The 15,528-nt window shown below is 51.7% G+C and carries 15 protein-coding genes and 3 tRNA genes; 10 read left to right on the top strand and 8 right to left on the bottom strand.

Annotation, left to right across the window (positions count from 1 at the left end):
• From R2I50_RS08760 to R2I50_RS08750, 3 genes are all read left to right on the top strand, one after another.
• Positions 1–1,412, top strand: a 1,412-nt coding sequence (locus R2I50_RS08760) for a starch-binding protein (protein ID WP_316608771.1), incomplete at its 5' end; no start/stop codon positions are given.
• 339 nt (positions 1,413–1,751) lie between these two features.
• On the top strand, positions 1,752–2,255 hold the full coding sequence (locus R2I50_RS08755; RefSeq protein WP_316608770.1) for an RNA polymerase sigma factor: 504 nt from the start codon (positions 1,752–1,754) through the stop codon (positions 2,253–2,255).
• Between the two features lie 5 nt (positions 2,256–2,260).
• Complete coding sequence (locus R2I50_RS08750; protein ID WP_316608769.1) at positions 2,261–4,279, top strand: beta-propeller domain-containing protein; 2,019 nt, start codon at positions 2,261–2,263, stop codon at positions 4,277–4,279.
• A 326-nt stretch (positions 4,280–4,605) separates the two neighbouring features.
• On the opposite strand, the gene R2I50_RS08745 is transcribed toward R2I50_RS08750, so the two are convergent.
• Positions 4,606–4,682 (bottom strand) — tRNA-Arg (locus tag R2I50_RS08745).
• 45 nt (positions 4,683–4,727) lie between these two features.
• On the bottom strand, positions 4,728–5,066 hold the full coding sequence (locus R2I50_RS08740; RefSeq protein WP_316608768.1) for a DUF5658 family protein: 339 nt from the start codon (positions 5,064–5,066) through the stop codon (positions 4,728–4,730).
• A gap of 145 nt (positions 5,067–5,211) precedes the next feature.
• On the opposite strand from R2I50_RS08740, the gene R2I50_RS08735 reads away from it, so the two are divergent.
• The 6 genes from R2I50_RS08735 (at position 5,212) to R2I50_RS08710 (ending at position 7,372) form a co-directional block, all read left to right on the top strand.
• A tRNA-Thr gene (locus tag R2I50_RS08735) sits at positions 5,212–5,287 on the top strand.
• Positions 5,288–5,296: 9 nt separating this feature from the next.
• Positions 5,297–5,381, top strand: a tRNA-Tyr gene (locus tag R2I50_RS08730).
• A gap of 880 nt (positions 5,382–6,261) precedes the next feature.
• The gene (locus tag R2I50_RS08725; protein ID WP_316608767.1) at positions 6,262–6,447 is read left to right on the top strand and encodes a hypothetical protein; all 186 of its coding nucleotides are present in this window, start codon (positions 6,262–6,264) and stop codon (positions 6,445–6,447) included.
• Between the two features lie 23 nt (positions 6,448–6,470).
• Positions 6,471–6,737, top strand: coding sequence for a hypothetical protein (locus R2I50_RS08720; RefSeq protein ID WP_316608766.1), 267 nt, complete (start codon positions 6,471–6,473; stop codon positions 6,735–6,737).
• Between the two features lie 100 nt (positions 6,738–6,837).
• On the top strand, positions 6,838–7,110 hold the full coding sequence (locus R2I50_RS08715; protein WP_316608765.1) for a hypothetical protein: 273 nt from the start codon (positions 6,838–6,840) through the stop codon (positions 7,108–7,110).
• Positions 7,094–7,372 carry a DUF4160 domain-containing protein gene (locus R2I50_RS08710; protein ID WP_316608764.1) on the top strand — a complete coding sequence of 93 codons (279 nt, stop codon included), beginning with the start codon at positions 7,094–7,096 and terminating at the stop codon, positions 7,370–7,372. Before R2I50_RS08715 ends, R2I50_RS08710 begins: the two co-directional genes overlap by 17 nt.
• Before the next feature lie 286 nt (positions 7,373–7,658).
• On the opposite strand, the gene R2I50_RS08705 is transcribed toward R2I50_RS08710, so the two are convergent.
• The 3 genes from R2I50_RS08705 to R2I50_RS08695 form a co-directional block, all read right to left on the bottom strand.
• Positions 7,659–8,873 carry an aspartate kinase gene (locus R2I50_RS08705; RefSeq protein ID WP_316608763.1) on the bottom strand — a complete coding sequence of 405 codons (1,215 nt, stop codon included), beginning with the start codon at positions 8,871–8,873 and terminating at the stop codon, positions 7,659–7,661.
• A 204-nt stretch (positions 8,874–9,077) separates the two neighbouring features.
• Complete coding sequence (locus R2I50_RS08700) at positions 9,078–10,316, bottom strand: homoserine dehydrogenase (RefSeq protein WP_316608762.1); 1,239 nt, start codon at positions 10,314–10,316, stop codon at positions 9,078–9,080.
• Positions 10,317–10,359: 43 nt separating this feature from the next.
• Positions 10,360–12,744 carry a transglycosylase domain-containing protein gene (locus tag R2I50_RS08695; protein WP_316608761.1) on the bottom strand — a complete coding sequence of 795 codons (2,385 nt, stop codon included), beginning with the start codon at positions 12,742–12,744 and terminating at the stop codon, positions 10,360–10,362.
• Between the two features lie 201 nt (positions 12,745–12,945).
• Here R2I50_RS08695 and R2I50_RS08690 point away from each other — a divergent pair, with 201 nt between their 5' ends.
• Entirely contained in the window at positions 12,946–13,242 is a 297-nt protein-coding gene (locus R2I50_RS08690) for a hypothetical protein (RefSeq protein ID WP_316608760.1), read from the top strand.
• A 106-nt stretch (positions 13,243–13,348) separates the two neighbouring features.
• On the opposite strand, the gene R2I50_RS08685 is transcribed toward R2I50_RS08690, so the two are convergent.
• From R2I50_RS08685 to R2I50_RS08675, 3 genes are all read right to left on the bottom strand, one after another.
• Entirely contained in the window at positions 13,349–13,804 is a 456-nt protein-coding gene (locus R2I50_RS08685) for a sigma-70 family RNA polymerase sigma factor (protein WP_316608759.1), read from the bottom strand.
• Positions 13,805–13,813: 9 nt separating this feature from the next.
• Positions 13,814–15,154: a hypothetical protein gene (locus tag R2I50_RS08680; RefSeq protein WP_316608758.1), complete on the bottom strand. Its 1,341-nt coding sequence runs from the start codon at positions 15,152–15,154 to the stop codon at positions 13,814–13,816.
• Positions 15,155–15,408: 254 nt separating this feature from the next.
• On the bottom strand, positions 15,409–15,528 hold a 120-nt coding region (locus R2I50_RS08675), incomplete at its 5' end, for an alpha/beta-type small acid-soluble spore protein (RefSeq protein WP_316608774.1).

Genomic DNA, 15,528 nt, shown 5'->3' with positions numbered 1-15,528 from the left:
GCGCTGTTCAGGGTACACAGACCTATACCAACACGATCGTCGATGAGATCGACGCCTACAGTGCAAGCTCCGGTCTTGTCAGCGACGCGGCGGCAATGTTCCCGATCCTCAGCACCGGAACCGTCGTCGGGAATCTGGGACTGGATGATACCATCGGTTTTACCGCGTCCGCTCCCGTACTTGACAATCAGGCGTATGCGTTCAACAAGGACGACAGCCTGTTCATGGTAACCAACTACAAGGTTATCGCGGGGGGTAATGCTGAGATCAGAACTACCTTCAAGAAGATTGCTCTTGCTGATGATGACCTAACCCTTATCATCAATAACGGAACGATCGTCAATCCGAATTTCACCTTCACTGCTTCCTTTGATGAGCCTGAGCCGGTTCCCACCGAGGCGCCCACCGAGAAACCTACCGAGAAGCCCACTGAGCCTCCTGTAACCCTGACCGACGGTTTCTATATCATCAAGCCGGATTGGAGCATCGATTCGATCGACGCAAACGATATGTTCAGTGAGAATACAGCTTCCTCCGGCGAGTATATGCTCAGTACCACTTTGACCGAGGGCGATAAGCTCAAGGCGGTCAAGGTCGAAAACGGCGCGATTACTACATGGTATCCCGACGGTATGGATAACGAGTACACCGTTGACGCCGCTCACGCAGGCGAGGTCACGATCTATTTCCGTGAGACTTACCAGAGCGACTGGGCAGCCTTCGGCGGATATTTCTACATTGACAACGGCTCTACACCTGTTGTTCCCACCGAGCCGACAACGCCCGATGATGATACCGTAACCGTATATTTCACCGACGCTCTTAACTGGGGCAGCGCGAATATCTACTACTGGAACAACGGTCCCGCTTGGCCCGGTACCGCGATGACGGTTCATGAGACCAACACCTATGGCCAGACCGTTTACAAGGCGACGGTTCCCGCTACCGTTACCGGTATTATCTTCAACGGCGGCGGTAAGCAGACGGTCGATATTACTTCCGATATTACCGACGGTGCTCAGTGGTACACGACCGGTGAGATGGACGGCAGCAAATACAAGGTCAGTCTTGTAGGCGGCACACAGCCCGAGCAGCCCACCGATCCGCCCACACCCACCAAGACGACCCTGACCCTCCAGCCCAGCTCTGATTGGCAGAAGGATGGCGCGCGCTTTGCCGCTTACTTCTTCGGCAACGGCGAGACATGGGTCAGCATGACCGGCTCCGGCAATACCTATACGGTCGAGGTGCCCGACGGCTATACCAGCGTCATCTTCTGTCGCATGAATCCCTCGAGCACGACCAACAACTGGAACAATAAGTGGAACCAGACGAGCGATCTGAGCGTGCAGGACGGCATCGGCAAGAAGTACGTTATCACCGGCTGGGATAACAGCGGTCATTGGGAGTAAGCGTTCAGCAGCCGCATGGCGGGGACGTACGCGGATTATTCGCATATCATCAGGATGATCTGACAGCACAATTTGCGCTCCCGAACGACTCATTGTTTACTTGACCGACATCATTACTTTATTACCCCGAGGGGCAGACTGCGGTCTGCTCCTCTTTTTTTGAAAAAAGGGTGAATTTTACGGAAATATATGTTATACTAAAATTCACTACATAACAGTATTAATCGGAAATTAAGCATTATAGTAATCCGGTTTTTCTGATTATTTTTTAAAATCATGCAACACTTTCCCGCTTTTTTGACACTTTATAAGTGAACGACGTCACAGGAGGATGGGATTATGGACGAAAAATCCTTGATAAAACAGGCGATACGAGGCGATAAAAACGCTTTCGCCTCCTTATATGCGCTCTATAAGGATGATTTGTACCGGTATGCGTACTTTCGGCTCGGTAACGCCGACGACGCGAGCGACGCGGTTTCTTCCTGTGTGACGGCCGCTTACGAGGGGATCTACAAGCTGCGTGCCGCCGGTGCGTTCAAGGGGTGGATTTTCAAGATCCTCTATTATTCATGCGGAAAGCTGATCGCCGACCGTCAGCAGCAGCGTAACCGTGCGGATGTCGAGGAGCTTGACCGCCTGCCGTCACAGGAGGATCATCTGTCGCCTGAACTGCAGGAGGCGCTTGCGTCGCTTGGTGAGACGGACAGAGAGATCGTCTTGCTCGGTGTGGTAGCAGGTTATAACAGTAAGGAGATCGCCTCGATGTTGGGATTCAATGCGTCCACCGTCCGCTCCCGACAGGCGAGGGCGCTGGCAAAAATGAAAGCTTTTTTGGAGTGATCAGCATGAAAAATGATTTTGATTTTATTAAAGAAAAGTTTGATAGCAGCGGCGTTAAGGCGCCGGACAGCCTCGACAAAGACGCTGTGCTTGCGATGCTCGAGGATAAGCAGCCTGCCCCGATCCCGCTCCGTCCCAAGCGTAGATGGCCGGCAGTTGTCGCGGCAGCCGCCTCGCTGGTCATCGTCGCGTCTTTAGGTATCGTTCTGGGCTCGAGATTTATCGGGAACAAGCCCCAAACTGCGCCGCCGACCACTGTGATCGCCGACATCAAATCGCTGCAGACCTTTGACAGCTACAATGACGTCGAGGACGCCGTCGGCAGTATCCGTAAATTGAATCAGAAGAAGGATTCCCGTATGTTTGAGGCGATCAACAGCGATATGGCGGTTGACGGTTATTCCGAGGCGGGAGATAGCGCTTCCGCTGAGTCGGGGAACGCCTCTTCGAGCTCTCACAGCGAGACCTATAAGCAGGTCGAAGGCGTCGACGAGGCGGATATCATCAAGACCGACGGCAGATATATCTACTGCGTTGAGAATCGCTATAACGCGGCTTTGATTAAGATCTTCTCCGCAGACGGCGACAGTTCCCGCCTGATCACGACGCTGGATGCGAGCAAGCAGAGCTCCTCCACCGCCGATGAAGCCGCCCTTTCCTACAGCGACGCCTATTATTATGATTACAGATTCACCATCTCCGATATGTATCTGCGCGATCATACGCTGGTGCTTCTGTGTATGGATCACCGGGATGCCGAAGAGACCGTGACCGAGGCTCAGGTGTACGACGTCAGCGACATCAACAGCATCCGCTTCCTCGGAGACCATTCTCAGAGCGGGTATCTCGCGTCCTCACGCATGATAGGGGACACCCTGTACACCGTCAGCTCCTACTATCCGTATGAAGATCACGTGATCCCTTACTGCAACGAGAAAGAGATTCCCTGTAACTGCATCTATTCGCTCCCGAACCCCAACACCGAGAGCTTTTTGGTTGTCAGCTCCTTCAATACGCGCGACTTTTCCGCACAGTCCGAGAGCAAGGCGCTGCTCGGCGCGGTAAGCGATATTTACTGCAACGAGAATAACCTCTATATCTATGCCTCTCACTATGATGTTGATGATGACGGATGGTTCAACTTCTTCAGCAAGGTAACTACCCGGATCGTCAAGGTGAACCTGGACGATGGATTGGAATTTACCGCTTTCGGCGAGGTCAAGGGTTACGTTAAGGATCAGTATGCGCTGGATGAATACAGCGGTAACCTGCGCGTCGCTACAACCTGTGAGAGAAACGGCAAGGACGTCAACAACCTGTATGTGCTGGATGAGAACCTGAGCGTGATCGGCTCCGTGAACGGCTTCGCAAAGAACGAGAGTATCAAGGCGGTCCGTTACATGGGCGATACCGCGTATGTGATCACATATGAACAGACCGATCCCCTTTTTGTGATCGATCTGAGTGATCCCACGGCTCCCGCGATCCTCGGCGAAGCAAAGATCAGCGGCTTCTCTACCATGCTCATACCGATCGGCGATGATCTGGTGCTGGGTCTGGGTTATCATACCGAAAACGAGGATTATACCGACCTTGAGGTGCAGGAGGGCTTCAAGCTCGCGCTCTTCGACGTAAGCGACAAGGCAAACCCGAAGGTACTCGACAGCAAGTCATACGTTGAGTACAGCTCAGAGGTGCAGTACAACCCCAAGGCTCTGGTCTATAACCCCGACCGTGACGATTACATCATCCCGCTCAACTACGCCCATTACGGCTGGCGCGATTACATTGACGCTGAAGATACCGAGAGCGCGGATGGCGCCTCTGAGGATAAGGATGTGATCTACGGCGGTATGCTCAACTTTACCGTCCGAGACGGCAAGATCAAGGTCATCGAGCAGTATCGCTGCGACAGAACCAATGAGATCGAGCGATGCATCTACGTCGGCGATACCGTTTACATGACCCACCGCGGAGAGAATTACGACGGCGACCTTACGATCGAGACAAAGAAATATCAGTAAAAAAATGGGGATGAAGTTAGAGCTTCATCCCCTGTTTTATTATAAAAACAGTATTATATATCATTGTCGTTTTGTGATCTCCAAAAGCAGGCTTTTTGGGAAACCCTGTTTATTCAGACCAACAGCAAAGGCAGAACCATTTGGTCCTGAGTTGGTTATGGCCCGCCCGTCGTCCTCGCGAACTTCGCTGATAGAGGACGATAAGGTGTTATCGTCCTCCGATCGCTCCGTTGCTCGTCCTCTCCCCAAAAAGCAGGCTTTTTTGGGGACCCCGTTCGTTCAGACCAACAGCAAAGGCAGAACCATTTGGTCCTGCCTTTGCGTTTTGGCCCGCCCGAAGAGATTTGAACTCCCGTTCTCCGGAATCGGAATCCGTTGCGTTATCCAGCTGCGCCACGGGCGGATGTCGTACCAATATTATACACTTATTATCCGCTTTGTGCAAGCCCTAAGAGAAAAACAGTATCATAAAATTGACGATGTGATCGACGCACAGCAGGGTATAGAACGCTGCCGCGAAGCTGACCACGCGGTCGACCGTGCCGGTATCTTTATATCCGAGCTGTGAGAGCATACCGATGATGACCGTGATGATAATCGCGGGCAGAATACATTTGACCGCTAAGCCCAGCGGGATACTGTGGATGACCGCGTTCATGATCGGGTTTACCTCGATGAAGTCACCGCTCCTCAGCAGCACAATCGTACTCAGCCAGTCCGCTATATTCAGTCCATAGATCAGGTACAGCTTTCGCCTTACCGACATTTTAAATAATGTAAGCTCCATAACTTCACCTCGGATTTAGCATGGCGGATTCGGTTCGGTTTATGAAATATTAAAAAGGCTCGGATTATGAAATATTAAAAAAACAGTTGACAAAAGGCACATATTATGCTATTATATTTGAGCACGAAAAAGTGTTGGTTAAAATGCTGGTGTAGCTCAGTTGGTAGAGCAGCTGATTTGTAATCAGCAGGTCGGGGGTTCGAGTCCGTCCACCAGCTCCAAAAGAATATGGGAGAGTTCCCGAGTGGCCAAAGGGGGCAGACTGTAAATCTGTTGTCAGTGACTTCGGTGGTTCGAATCCACCCTCTCCCACCATAAAAATGACGATACCGCAAGGTATCGTTTTTTCATTATAAAGAAGTGGGAGAGGGTGGATTCGAAGGCGAGCGTGCCGAGGTTCGAGCCGCGCGAAGAACCGAAGGTAAAAATGCCATAGTATGGCATTTTTAGCGAGAGCGTAGAAGAAGCTCAGGACGTTAGCAGGGCGCTCCGAAGACGGGGCAGGGGGACAGATTAAACCGAGCGAAACCCTCTCCCACCATTAAGATCAGGCGGTATCATTTGATACCGTCTTTTTCTTTATCCTTGTGGGAGTGGGTGGATTCGAAGGCGAGCGTGTCAAGATGTAAGCGTAAGCGCACATCGCAGACAAAATCGATTCGGGGAATCGATTTTAGCGAGAGCGTAGAAGAAGCATAGGGCGCTTGCAGGGCGCTCCTAAGACGGGGCAGGGGGACAGATTAAACCGAGCGAAACCCTCTCCCACCACCCATAGAATCCGCTTAACCAGTAGGTTTAGGCGGGTTTTTCTTTGTGGACAATAGATTTACAATCTGCCCTATTATCTGTGTTTCTAACACTTTTCTACACCGCTATTAAGTGTAGATAACAACACCTACTGGTATTGATTCATCACAAAAAGCGATACAGCGCAATTCTCGCTAAATTAGCACTATTCTATTGCAAGGTTGGCGGGATATGTTTACATCGGTAATCAATTCATCTATATCTTCAAACCATAAGTGAGATAATTTCTAAACCCCATTTTAAATATTTATTGCATATCACAATATAGTATGGTAAAATGAAAATGCCAAATATTTAACCCAACTTAATACAATCATTTTTTGATACTATAAGCAATATGAATGTCGTAACTTCAAACACAAATGGTAAACACAATAGAGGATAAAGTATGAAAAGACTACCTTTTATTGCTGCGTTTGCAGCTTTGTTTAATCCTATTGAAATTACAGATAATAGAACACTGACGAGAGGCAAAACATATACATCATCAGATATGGAAAGTATGCTACGGGAGATGACCGGCAAATCCAAAAAGGAAGCTCGCAAGATATTGAAAAAATACGGACGAAAATAGATGCTAAACACATGAGGTAAGTTATGCAAAAGAAATATACAGCAGAGGAAGCCCGCGAACGGAAGAACGCAAGGCAGCGCGAGTATGCTAAACGTACAGGACGTGCGGCTGACAATAAGTATAAAAAGGAAAATACAAAGATGTATGCTCTGCGTATGTTTTTAAACACAGATGCAGATATTATTGAGTGGCTGGAAAACAAAGATAATAAAACTGGTTATATTAAACAGCTCATTCGTAAGGACATACAGGAATATTCAATAAGCACTACCGAAGAAAATAATAATTGATTTTCAAAAACAGTCAAATTCCCTGCTTGCTATAGCATAAGACAAACCATTGTATTTTGCAGCGTAATGTGTTACAATAATCTCGGCGGAGGTGTTTTATATGATGTACCCTTATCTTACCCTTGATGATGAAACCGAGATCGTTCACTCGGAAATGCTTAGCGACAATACAGTTAAGGTATATATTGAAAAACCTGATGAAAAAGACGGCTTTCACTTTGCAAGCTGTTTCTTGCCGAAATATGAGTGGAAGGACATATTCGGCTTTACTGAGGATGAAATCAAAAGGTACCAATCAATCATTGAAAATAACGCGCATTTGATTATTGAGCTTTCGCAAAACGGAGGATTTGACAATGCCTCAAGTTTTTAAAATCGGCTCTTATTGGGTTTATTTTTGGGCAAATGAGAATAAACCTCTTGAGCCGGTTCATGTTCACATTTCAAAAGGCAAGCCTACGGCAAATGCGACAAAGTTTTGGATTACGAAAACCGGCAAATGCCTGCTTGCCAACAACAACTCGGATTATGACAGCACGACGCTCAATTATTTAAGTAAAGCTGTTGAAGCAAATAAGGATATTGTTATTGAAAAATGGCTGTCTTTCTTCGGCGAGATTAGCTACTATTGCTGATAATAAGTCTGTTATGAACACTCGTACCACCCATAGAATCCGCTTAAACAGTAGGTTTAGGCGGGTTTTTATTTGTGAGAAAAAGATTTACTAAAAAAGGGGCCGTCGCACTAAGAAATGCGACGCCCCTTCATTTTTTATACTCAGATTGATTCGGGCGCGTGGGTTGCGCCGTCAGATTCTCGCCGGGATGTCCGGCAACTGTTGCATGAACGCAGATTAAAGCAGCAGAATGCGTACCCAAATTTCGGATGTGGATAAATCTGCGGCTGCTCAGTAATTCGTGTCAGTCCTCTTCGGGGAAGAACTTGTCGTGGATCGCGGAGACCGCCTTATCCGCGTCAGCCTTGTCGATGATGACAGAGACCTTGATCTCGGAGGTGGAGATCATGCGGATATTGATCTGGCGCTCATACAGCGCCTCAAACATCTTCGCGGCTACGCCCGCGTGGCTCTCCATGCCTGCGCCGACGATAGATACCTTCGCGATATCGTCCTCATAGTCGACGCCCTTCGCGCCGATGTTGTCGGCGAACTTCTCACAGACCTCCTTTGCCTCGGCGCCCTTGTTGCGGGCTACGGTAAAGGCGATGTCCTTGGTGCCATCCCTCCCGATGCTCTGCAGGATGACGTCTACGTTGATGCCGCGGGCGGCAAGCTTCGAGAACAGCTTGAATACCATCCCCGGTACGTCAGGGATGCAGGTGATTGACAGACGGGCTACGTCGGCGTCCTTCGCAACGCCGCTGATAAGCATTTTTTCCATTTTTACCTTCTCCTTTACGATTGTACCCGGGACCTTGGTGTAGGACGAGAGGACCTCGAGCTCGATATTGTATTTCTTCGCCATTTCGACGGAACGGTTGTTCAGCACCTGCGCGCCTAAGGTCGCGAGCTCCAGCATCTCATCATAAGAGATCGCGTCGAGCTTCTTCGCGTTCGGAACCTTGCGCGGGTCGGCGGTGAATACGCCCTCTACGTCGGTGTAGATCTGGCACAGATCGGCATGCATCGCCGCGGCGATCGCGACGGCGCTGGTGTCGGAGCCGCCTCTGCCGAGCGTGGTGATGTCGTCATAGCGGGACAAGCCCTGGAAGCCGCAGACCACGACGATCTTCTTCTGGTCGATCTCGGTGCGGATACGGTCGGCTTCTACGCGGCGGATACGCGCCGCGGTATGTGCCGAAGAGGTGCGGAAGCCCGCCTGCCATCCGGTGAGGGAGATCGCGGGATAACCCATGTCCTGGATACACATGGCGAGGAGCGAAGCGGAGATCTGCTCGCCTGAGGCGAGGAGCATATCCATCTCGCGGTTGCTGGGCTTCGAGGTGATCTCAGCCGCCTTTTCGATCAGGTCGTCGGTGGTATCACCCTGAGCGGATACGACGACGACTACGCTGTTGCCCGCCTTGTAGCTGTCGGTAACGATACCGGCTACGTTGCGGACGCGTTCGGCGTCTTTCACGGATGTACCGCCGAACTTCATGACAATTAAACTCATTTTTTCATAACCCCCAAATATTAGTTAGGAATTAGGAATTAGGAGTTAGGAGTGGCATCGATAATAGGTGATAATCATGATCCATTCCTACTTTTCCTCAATCCAACTCATTTACAATTATAATCAGGGAATCAAAAATGATGTAAGAGGAAAGCGTTTGATACGCTCATAATTCCTCATTCCTCATTCCTCATTCCTCATTAATCACAGGTCTCCGATGCGGATAACGGACGCGGGCCTGACGGCTTTGAGTTCCGCAAGCTTCGCTTCAAAGTCGCTCAGCGCGAGCGGCTCGGTGATGAACGCGACCTCGTTTTCGGGCACGTTGTCTTTTTCAAGGATATGTACCTCGCCGAACGCCGCCTTTGCTTCATCATATGCGGCGGCTTTGTCGTCTGCTACGCCGCGAATATACATTGCGCGCACGCTCTCACGATAGGGGAGGACGGAGCTGTTGTCCGAATCCGCCCACGAGAGGTACTTGCGTGATTTCAGGTGCTTGATGCTGTCGACGATATCCGCGACCACGGCGCTGGCGGTGGGCAGCTTGCCCGCGCCCTTACCGTAGAATACGACGTCGCCGGTGCAGTCGCCGCGCACCATGATGCCGTTGAACACATCGTCGATATTGGCGAGCTGGCTGTTGTTCGGTACGAACATCGGCGCTACGATGATGTCGATGGAGTCTCTGCCGAGCTGTTTGACGGAGCCGATCAGCTTGATAACGCCGCCCCATGCCTCGGCATATTCAACGTCGGAGGCGGTGATCTTGGTAATGCCCTCGGTATGTACGGCGTCGGGGTAGATGTGCTTGCCGAAGGCGAGGGAGGCGAGGATACAGATCTTGCGGCACGCGTCGTGTCCCTCTACGTCCGCCTCGGGATTGCGCTCGGCATAGCCCAGCTCCTGAGCGAGCTTCAAGGCTTCTTCAAAGCCCATCCCCTCGTGGATCATTTTGGTGAGGATGAAGTTGGTGGTGCCGTTGAGGATACCCGCGATCTCGCTGACATTGTTCGCGACTAAGCACTGGTTGATCGGGCGGATGATCGGGATACCGCCGCCGACGGAGGCTTCAAAGAGGAAGTTCGCGTTCTGCTCCGACGCGATCGCGAGCAGCTCCGCGCCGTAAGCGGCGACCAGCTCCTTGTTGGAGGTGACGACGCTCTTGCCTCTTGACAGGCACTCCTTGACGAACTCATAGGCGGGGTGTAAGCCGCCCATGGTCTCTACCACGACCCTAACCTCAATATCGTTCGCGATATCGTTGAAATCCTTGGTAAAACAGTCCGCGAAGGGAGAGTCGGGAAACTCCCTGAGGTCGAGGATGTGCTTGAGACGGATCTCTTCGCCGATCGCGGCGAAAAGCTTCTGTTTATGTGTGTACAGGATCTCGGCTACGCCGGAGCCGACGACGCCGTGACCCATGATGGCTACTGAAATCATATGCTTCTACCTTTCCTTATCTCTCGGTTCAATCAGAATCGGGTTACCCGGTTACGACGGGTTCATCGCCGCCGCCCGGTTCGGGAGTCTCACCGCCGCCCGGTTCGGGTGTAACGGGCTCTTCTCCGCCGCCGGATACGACGGGCTCTTCTCCGCCGCCGGATACGACGGGCTCTTCTCCGCCGCCGGATATGACGGGCTCTTCCCCGCCGCCGGTCGGCGTCTCCACGCTGGAGATCACCGGGGCGTAGGTCTCGGTCTGGATGGGCTTGTTTCCTCCTAAGGAGCCTGCCAGGTGTGTACCGTCGCAGTAATCGGGCATATCATCCTTGGTGTAGTAGCCCGTAGCGGTATCGCTGCACCATGACGACGCCAGCATACCGGAGCCCTTGCAGTAGGTCGCGGCAATAATGGTATCGGGCATGGTGAATTCTTTATACGGTTTATCCGCAAGGTAGTTGGACATGACCTTCTGCCATACGATGGTGGACAGTCCGTAGTAGTTGACGCTCTCGGGCTGGTCGTAACCCATCCAGCACGCCAGCGTGCAGTAGGGAGAAGCGCCGACGAACCACAGATCGCGGTCATAGTCGGTGGTACCGGTTTTGCCTGCGATATCCCAGCCCTCGATTGCCGCGTAGTGCGACGCGGTGTGGGTAGAGGTCATAACATTGTATTTGAGAAGGCGGTTCATCTTGTATGCCGTCTCGGGAGTGAACGCCTCGACAGGCGTGTTGTTGCGGTTATCGAGAATGATGGTGTCATTCTGATCGGTGACGTAGTAGTAGGTGTAGGGCTCGTAGTAGAGACCGCCGTTACCGATGTACTCCATCGCGGCAGCCATCTCACGCACGGTGACGCCGCCCTCCATACCGCCGAGCGACAGAGCGCCGACGTTGGTTTTATCTGCTTCTGCAAGGTGGCTGAAGCCCAGCTCCTCGGTAGCGAATTTGTAGGCGTTCTTGGTGCCGATGAGCTCCATCGTCTGTACGGCAGCCGCGTTGGATGACCACGCGAGCGCTTCGGGAACGGTCATGTACTGGAAGTAGCCGTCGTAGGCGTTGGGAGGACCCTCGGTGAAGCCGCCCCAGCTGTTTTCCTTCCACTTCTCGATCGGCTGGTCGGTGGCGAGGGTGGAGTAGTTATATACGCCGGTGTTGATCGCGATGGGATAGGGGATGATCGCCTTGATGGATGAGCCAGGCTGTAAGACGGAGTGAGAAGCGCGGTCCCAGTCAAGGTTGCCTTCCTTCTCCTTGGAGGAGCCGACGGTGGCGATGACCCTGCCGTCATAGCCGACCATCGTCATTGCGGTCTGCAGGTCGTAGTCATACTCGGCGTTTGACTTGAGCGCTTCTTCCTCGATCATCTGCTGCGCCTTTGTATCCATCGCGCAGTAGATTTTCAGACCCTCGGTGTAGAGCTTGAGGGAAGCGGCGTCCTCACTGATGTCGTAGAACTTCGCGAGGTCGCGGCACAGGTCGTAATACATCTGGTCGATGTACCAGTTCTGGACCTTGATGTTATCTTCTTCCTCTTCCTCCTCGGTCTGTTCGCCTCCGCCGACAAAGGTCATGGTGGCGGATTCCTTCATCGCCGCGTCGTATTCTTCCTTCGTGATCATCTCCTGCTCGTACATCTGCTGGAGTACGGTCTCGCGGCGTTCCTTGTTGTTCTCGGGATAGAGCAGGGGGTTCCAGCGCGAGGGATTCTGCGTAATTCCCGCGATCGCGGCGCACTGGGCGATGGAGCACTCGCCGATCGGCTTGTCAAAGTACAGCTCCGACGCCGATTCAACACCCTGACAGTTGTTGCCGAAGTTGACGACGTTGAGGTAGGCCTCCAGGATATCCTCCTTGCTGTATTCGCGCTCGATATTCAGCGCGCGGAATATCTCTCGCACCTTACGGGTCAGCGAGACCTCGCTGTCGTCGGTGATGTTCTTGATCAGCTGCTGGGTCAGGGTGGAGCCGCCGTAGTTGTTCCGTCCGGTAATCAGCGAGAGCACCGCCGAGCCGGTACGGTACCAGTCGACGCCGTGATGCTCGTAAAAACGCTTGTCCTCAATGGCGACGATCGCCTGACCCATCGCCTTGGGCATCTCGCTCATATCGACCCAGATTCGGTTCTCGGTGCCGTAGAGGGTCTGGTACTCCTCAAACTCGCCGCTGGTCGGATTCTCCACGTAGATGAAGGAGCTCAGGTTCAGCGAACGGGCGTTGAGGTCGATACCGGTCGGCTCGTTGGCAATCTTCATGATATACATGCCGATCGAGATACCTACGATGACGCCGGCGACAACCAGCACCGCCAGTACGGTCAGCAGGCATCTGCCGATCACGGACATGACGCCCTTGAAGCCGCCCTGCTTTTTCTTCGGCGGTACGTCGATTTTGTCGGTGTATTTACTGATGTCGGTCTTTCTCATGTGTGACCTCCTGTATTTGTTAATCGTAAATGTATGATAAATAACACAATATATATTGCAATTATACCACTTTCCGTAAAAAAAATAAATAACTTTTTATAAAATAACAGAGATTTTTCACAATCATGAAGGAGCAAAAATGGGAATAATCCATAAAATATAGGGTATGCTAACGGTAAAGAAAGCACAGAGGTGACATAGATGAAAAAGCTGCTTGCGGTCACGGGCGTGATACTGCTGATCTATCTGCTGGGTACGGCAACCCCCGCGCCGCCTCATGCAGAGAGCCGCGGGGTACCGCCGACCGAGAGCCGCGTAATGTACACGGTGGGGGAGTATGAGGGTTATGTAGCGGTGTTCGGCGAGAGCTCGGAGCCGCGCCTGACCGATACTGCCGTCGCCTCGCTGCCGAAGTCCGACCGCGGCAGGCTGGAAAAGGGCATTGAGATATATTCCGAAAAAGAATTAAAAGCACTTCTGGAAGACTTGTGCAGCTGACCGCGTAACCTTTCGGATACAAGCAAGCGCCCGCTCGCAGCGGGCGCTTTGCTGTATGGAATACCGGTCGATCATTCGGTGAACAGATGATTTCATGGCTGTCGGTTCACTCAAGCTCTGTTCTCAGGAGCTTGCGGGCTTTGTCAAGGCGGCTGAGCACCGTTCCCTTCGGAATATGCAGTATAGAGGCGATCTCCTTGGTCGAAAGCTGCTGCGTATAGTACAGGATGACGACCTGCCGGAACTTAAGCGGAAGGGCTTCTACCGCTGCACGCACCTCTACCTCCTCGGTTGAGGAGGTGATGGCGGTTTGTATATCGGTTAGTTCTGCGACGGGCTTGCGATGCCGCAGCTGCATCTTGCAGACGTTGATCAGAATACGCATAAGCCATGTGCGGAAGAAGTCTTCGTTTTTCAGAGTGGTCAGCTTTTCGTACGCGCTGAGGATCGCACTCTGCACGGCGTCCTGGGCGTCTGCTTCATTTTTCAGCATCGACATGGCGAGCCGGAACATTATTTCTTCGTTTTCCAAAATCAGCTTAGTGAAGGTTTCTTTCGTCATAAGCTCACCTCACTGACCGACCGAAAGCGGAACAACAGATAAAACGTCCTTGCTGACAATTGTCTCCGTTTTATCGTCGATGACTGTTTCATGCGAAGGGATACGGAGCGCTAAACCGCTCAGTTCATCTTCATCCGCGATCACGCCGACCGTATAAAGCTTTGATCCGTTTTCGTTATGGTTTTCCCGATAGATCGCGCCGCCCGCATTGGTCATGAATTGACCGTTGAAGCCGCCGTATGCTTCCTTGATCGCCTTGACTTCGATTGTTATAAGGTAGAAACGCCGGTTCGCCTCGGCTGTTTCAACACGGTCGAGCGAGTTGATACCGTCGCCGTTTTCACGGTCGGTACGAATGTACGGCGTTTTCAAACTGCCGTCGTCGTTGAAATACCGCGAGTACCATTCTTCGTCATCTGGAGCCAAGAGATTGTTCCTGTCTAATCCTTTTACACCGTCATGCTCCTTAACCGCTTTTACGGTGATCTCGTATTTGCCGTCCTGATAACAGTAATCTGGAGAAGGTGCGTTTACGATCTGGAATGACCAAGTGAAAGTCTCTCCGAGTCGGTATTCACGCTGTTCTTCCTCCATTGAGAAGGCATAGCCGGCGTATGGATCGACAGGGTCGTTGATATTGTCAACTGTCGGCGTATCTCTGTCATCCTCCGCTTCCCGAAGCTCCAAGCCTTCCATGATTTTTCTCAGCTCGGTCATATCGAGATAATAACAGTCGACCACATATCCGCGATCCTCAAAGTACTTGATCGCATATTGATCCCGATCGCCGTTTTCTTCGAATTGCCTCGTCAAAAACACGGTTTTGTGACCGTTGTATTCCGTCTCCGTTCGGTCGACGATGTAGCGGGCTTCCTCATGGAACTTGTCCGCCTCATATACATGAAAGTGTACCCATGTGTCATTCCCGTCAGTGTACTTATAGTTGCCGTTTTTATTGTAGGAGGTAACGCCTTCGGGGTTCAAGATCAGGTGATCCTCATCCTCCCCGCCTATCATCTGACGACAGCCCTCGGGAAGGTAGGTGGGGTTCGGCATCATGTGTATGCGCGCTGAGGAAGGGGAGGGTGAAGTCTCCTCGACAACGCGAAGATCAACACCGTATTTGCCGACTTTCTCAGTCAGCAGACCGAACAACTGCGTTGCATAAGCCGCGGTCGTCAGTGCCGCCGTCACAAGAATCACCGCAAAGACGATTACAAACCGCCGTACGCTCTTTCGCCTTCGGTATCGCTCCGGAGCTGCGTTGTCGAGCCGCTGTAAGGTGTTCTCCACACTTCGATGCATCTGAGGTGTGACAGGATACAGCTTTTTCAGTTCTTCTGTTTTCATCAAATCACTCCTTTACAGTCGGATCAGCTGATCTGTTAATTAGATGCATCAGAAAACGCTTTGATTCATTATACTTTATCAGTTTATTATATTCAACGGTTCAGTGACCGCATACTTCACGGGTAAAGCCCGCCGGGATTACCGACGGGCTTTGTGCGGCTTCTCGGCGTGACGGTTATCGATAGAGATAAATCCCGTTCTTCGCCTGAAAGCAAGTTCATTTGTTCCGTTTGTCTACGTTCTGCCTGTTCTGATTACTTCAGACCGTTTTCGTAGGACTCGATCATCTTCTTGACCATCTGACCGCCGATGGAGCCTGCCTGCTTAGAGGTCAGGTCACCGTTGTAGCCCTGCTTGAGGTTGACGCCTACCTC

It is taken from the genome of uncultured Ruminococcus sp. (genome assembly GCA_902785355.1).
Lineage (GTDB): Bacteria > Bacillota > Clostridia > Oscillospirales > Acutalibacteraceae > Ruminococcoides.
The sequence above is the reverse complement of the archived record's forward strand: the minus strand, read 5'-3'. Positions and strand labels throughout refer to the sequence as shown.

Coding starts and splice junctions, on each gene's coding strand:
- R2I50_RS08700 (WP_316608762.1), bottom strand. CDS start 10,316: ATGATTTCAGTAGCCATCATGGGTCACGGCGTCGTCGGCTCCGGCGTA.
- R2I50_RS08685 (WP_316608759.1), bottom strand. CDS start 13,804: ATGACGAAAGAAACCTTCACTAAGCTGATTTTGGAAAACGAAGAAATA.
- R2I50_RS08695 (WP_316608761.1), bottom strand. CDS start 12,744: ATGAGAAAGACCGACATCAGTAAATACACCGACAAAATCGACGTACCG.
- R2I50_RS08755 (WP_316608770.1), top strand. CDS start 1,752: ATGGACGAAAAATCCTTGATAAAACAGGCGATACGAGGCGATAAAAAC.
- R2I50_RS08710 (WP_316608764.1), top strand. CDS start 7,094: ATGCCTCAAGTTTTTAAAATCGGCTCTTATTGGGTTTATTTTTGGGCA.
- R2I50_RS08705 (WP_316608763.1), bottom strand. CDS start 8,873: ATGAGTTTAATTGTCATGAAGTTCGGCGGTACATCCGTGAAAGACGCC.
- R2I50_RS08725 (WP_316608767.1), top strand. CDS start 6,262: ATGAAAAGACTACCTTTTATTGCTGCGTTTGCAGCTTTGTTTAATCCT.
- R2I50_RS08680 (WP_316608758.1), bottom strand. CDS start 15,154: ATGAAAACAGAAGAACTGAAAAAGCTGTATCCTGTCACACCTCAGATG.
- R2I50_RS08715 (WP_316608765.1), top strand. CDS start 6,838: ATGATGTACCCTTATCTTACCCTTGATGATGAAACCGAGATCGTTCAC.
- R2I50_RS08720 (WP_316608766.1), top strand. CDS start 6,471: ATGCAAAAGAAATATACAGCAGAGGAAGCCCGCGAACGGAAGAACGCA.
- R2I50_RS08690 (WP_316608760.1), top strand. CDS start 12,946: ATGAAAAAGCTGCTTGCGGTCACGGGCGTGATACTGCTGATCTATCTG.
- R2I50_RS08750 (WP_316608769.1), top strand. CDS start 2,261: ATGAAAAATGATTTTGATTTTATTAAAGAAAAGTTTGATAGCAGCGGC.
- R2I50_RS08740 (WP_316608768.1), bottom strand. CDS start 5,066: ATGGAGCTTACATTATTTAAAATGTCGGTAAGGCGAAAGCTGTACCTG.